This is a genomic window from Okeania sp. SIO2B3, assembly GCF_010672525.1.
GTDB lineage: Bacteria > Cyanobacteriota > Cyanobacteriia > Cyanobacteriales > Microcoleaceae > Okeania.
On sequence record NZ_JAAHGH010000219.1, the window covers coordinates 1 to 2,737 of the forward strand.

At 41.7% G+C, this 2,737-nt stretch carries 2 protein-coding genes; both read right to left on the reverse strand.

Annotated elements, in window-relative coordinates; translation table 11 throughout:
- Nucleotides 1-73: 73 nt before the first annotated feature.
- Nucleotides 74-703, reverse strand: coding sequence for an IS607 family transposase (locus tag F6K15_RS37690; protein ID WP_293071186.1), 630 nt, complete (start codon nucleotides 701-703; stop codon nucleotides 74-76).
- Nucleotides 704-788: 85 nt separating this feature from the next.
- Nucleotides 789-2,510 (reverse strand): GTPase HflX, encoded by a 1,722-nt coding sequence (gene hflX, locus F6K15_RS37695; RefSeq protein ID WP_293071188.1) that lies wholly within the window; start codon nucleotides 2,508-2,510, stop codon nucleotides 789-791.
- Between the last annotated feature and the right edge of the window lie 227 nt (nucleotides 2,511-2,737).

Genomic DNA, 2,737 nt, shown 5'->3' on the forward strand with positions numbered 1-2,737 from the left:
GAGTTGGGCAATCGTCCAGTTATATATCCAACGGTAAGCACTCAACCAACGCTTCCAGACTTTGTGCAGTCCATCAGATGGAAATACCCTGAGCTTCCTGACACTGTTTGGTGTCAACTTCCGGGTCTGGTTCCGAGGTTTTGTCTTGAATCGCTTTGTTGACTTGCTTTTGGTATTTTCGCAATCCGTAAAGCCTTGCACTGAAGCAATGGAGGATGGACAAGATATCTTCAACGAGTTCCGCTTCTGGAGATAAGTTTCTCTGGTTGAGAACCAAGAGCTTGACCCCATTTTGCTGACACAACCATTCAATAAGTGGGAATCCAAATCGGACGGCTCTATCGGCGTAAGCGACGACAAGTGTTGAGATATCACTTGTAGATACCCGTTCCAATATTTTGAGGAATTTACGCCGTTTAAAATTGAGTCCACTTCCAATCTCTGAAACAAGTTCAGCGTTGGGGTACTTTGCGCGTAAAAACTCAATTTGTCGGTCAAGGTCATCTCGTTGTCCATGACTAGAGACTCTTGCATAAGCGACAACTGGCTTACTTTTGGGATGTTCTTCATCAATGCAGAATCGTCGCTGGTTCCCTGGAGTTCTGATGCTGTCAAGCTTTCCTTCATTATCCCATCGTCTGAGAGTGCTGATGTTGACACCGTAATATGCTGCTGCCTCTTTCGGCGTGACATACTTTTTCATACCTTATTAAAATTTACTAACTATATATTAGCAGTTTTAAAAAGGTTTGACAAGGTTTTTAGTTAACTATTGTTGCTCTACTTGTTCAAGAAGCAATTACATAATCAATAAGTTGTGCAAGTCGTTGACGCAAAGTTTCTAGACCGAGAGCTTTAGCCGCAGAAATAAATACTGCCATCGGATATTCTTCGTGAGCAAATCTTAAAGTATCTCCATCTACTTCATCGATCTTGTTAAAAGCAACTAAAGCAGGTCCTGGAGTTTCTGGCATTTCTGCCAAAATAGTCATCACAGAACGTATTTGACTTTGCCAAGCAGGATGAGACAGATCGACAACATGAAGTAAAGCATCTGCTTCTGTCACCTCTTCGAGAGTTGCCCGAAAAGCATCAATTAGAGTAGGTGGGAGTTCGTGAATAAATCCCACTGTGTCGGTTATCACAATAGGAATTCGCTTACCCGTAATTGCATCAGGAATAATCAGACGACGAGAAGTAGGGTCTAGAGTTGCAAACAATTGGTCTGCAGCATAAACCTCTGATTTAGTAAGTGTATTCAGTAATGTAGACTTGCCAGCATTAGTATATCCAACTATTGCTACAGTTGGTACTTCTTGACTTTGACGATGTTGACGTAGACGGGTGCGATGTGCTTGTAACTGATTTACTTCTTTTTGCAACCGAGATATTCGAGCGTTAATTGCCCGACGTTCTGTTTCCAACTTAGTTTCACCAGGTCCTCTTGTACCAATACCACCACCAAGACGAGACATGGCCTCACCTCGACCCGTAAGACGTGGGATAGTATATTCCAGTTGAGCAAGTTCTACTTGCAACTTTCCAGCACGAGACTGAGCACGTTGAGCAAAAATATCGAGAATAACTTCAGTACGGTCTACAACTCTGACACCAACTTTAGTTTCTAGGTTACGAACTTGAGCAGGAGAAAGGTCACGGTCAAATACAACTAAGTTAGCTCCTACAGTTTGAACAGTCAGAGCAATTTCTTGGACTTTACCCTCTCCCACCACAGTTTGAGGATGAGGTTGCGATCGCTTCTGTTGCATTGTCTTTAAGACAAGACCTCCAGCAGTATTAACAAGTCTAGCTAATTCTGCTAACCCATCTTCAAATTCCCTATCCTTCATTTTGTCTGTTTTTAGTCCCACCAACAGAACTTTATCTTGGTCAGAATCAACTTCTTGAGCAATAAATTCTCTTTGAAATTCTGCTTCTAATCCATCAATCAAATCAATAAAGTCTTGTTTGGCAAGCATATCCAGACTGAGAGGGGGTGATACCGTCCAAAACGGTAATTCTTGGATATTGGTATCTGTACGATCTGTTTGAGTGGGCAACAAGTGAGCTAAATAAGCTTGTTTAATGTAACCAGTAGCTCCACCCCCCTTACGTTTAAATCCTTCACCTGTTAGGGTAAGCACCACAAGAGCATCAAGTCGTTGAATCACCATTGCAGTCAGAGCAGCTTCTGAAGGCACTTCTGGTTTCAGGTTAGTAGCAATGCAACGAATACCACTAAGGCGACTTGCACCGTAACGGGGTAATTCTAGAGGAGGGATTTGGGTTTGGTGGGGTGTGCCAATTCCCACCCGGATAATTTTTCCTCTACGATTGATATAAGCGCAGACTGGTTGGCCAACTTCTTTGCTGATTGAGGCGACTCTTTGGGCAAATTCTGAGGTAGTTAGGCAATCGCTTGGTAATCGCTGATGGTACAACCGTTGCAGTTGTTTAAGTTGGCTAGATTTTAGACCTTGAAGATTTCCGTAGATGGTTTCGATAGGCATTCCTAGCCACAAAAATGTGGCCCCTCTCTAATACTATTTTAGAATTATAAATATTCTATTATAGCTCTAATTTTTAAGTTCAACATAGTCCACTTGATACATCCCACATTCCGCACGTCAAGAGCGTAACATTAAAAGTAGTATAAAAATCTGTAGCTTAGTAAGTATTTATACTTTGCATTTCATCTCAATTACTTTTTTCGTTCATTAAATTCCGAGTAAATAAT

Excerpts from the sequence above, each read along its gene's own strand:
- F6K15_RS37690 (WP_293071186.1), bottom strand. The coding sequence starts at position 703 with ATGAAAAAGTATGTCACGCCGAAAGAGGCAGCAGCATATTACGGTGTC.
- hflX (WP_293071188.1), bottom strand. The coding sequence starts at position 2,510 with ATGCCTATCGAAACCATCTACGGAAATCTTCAAGGTCTAAAATCTAGC.